Consider the following 781-nt stretch of genomic DNA (forward strand, 5'->3'; position numbering starts at 1 on the left):
GGAAAAAACGCAGTTCGAGTTCCTGCCGGAGAAGATTCAGACACTCTGCGGAAGCGTGTACAAAACCCATTCACAACATGTAAATTATAAAACATCTCTATCTAAACCTGAAAAGGAAGTCAAAGTTTCAGCTTCTTTTATCCAAAATGATAAAATAGTGGAAGCTTCACAAACCACAACTAAAGGCAATTTCTATATGCCTTCGGCTGTCATATCTGAAAACTACATTCTATTTCTGAATGCCACAGACACTACTAAAAGTAAAAAACACAGGATACGGATGAGAAAGAAAGGATTCATGGACGAACAAGCCTATCCAGAGTTTTATGTCAAATTAAACCCGTTCTTCCCGGTTTTTCCTAAACCATATTGTTATTATCGGGATGCAGCTTTCGAAGAAAAGTTTCCCATACAAGATAGCATTTCTGCTGATTCTTCCACCGATAGGATACTGAATACCATCATTGTAAGGAGCAAACGGGGAGGATTAAGAAAATTAGACCTCGGCAAACCAACTTTGGTCATAGATGCCTATGAAGCATTCAATCTTGCTGCCGACTATGGACTAATCCCTGGAATGTTTACCCCACGTGCTTTTTCCCGACAAATTGCCACCGCCTATATTGGAGATATGGGCATGTACCGCCACTATTATATAGAAGTGAGACTTGATGGAAAGCAAGCCACCACAAGACCTGAATACAAAATTCCACATGTAGAAATATTATCGAACGCCCAAATGTCCATGTCCAACGCACAAATGAAAAAGTACCACCGCCTC

General features: G+C 40.3%; 1 pseudogene. It reads left to right on the forward strand.

The features are described from left to right. Window positions 1–781 (forward strand): annotated as a pseudogene (locus tag HMPREF9442_RS12815) (hypothetical protein); the annotation flags it as partial.

The organism is Paraprevotella xylaniphila YIT 11841 (assembly GCF_000205165.1).
Classification (GTDB): domain Bacteria; phylum Bacteroidota; class Bacteroidia; order Bacteroidales; family Bacteroidaceae; genus Paraprevotella; species Paraprevotella xylaniphila.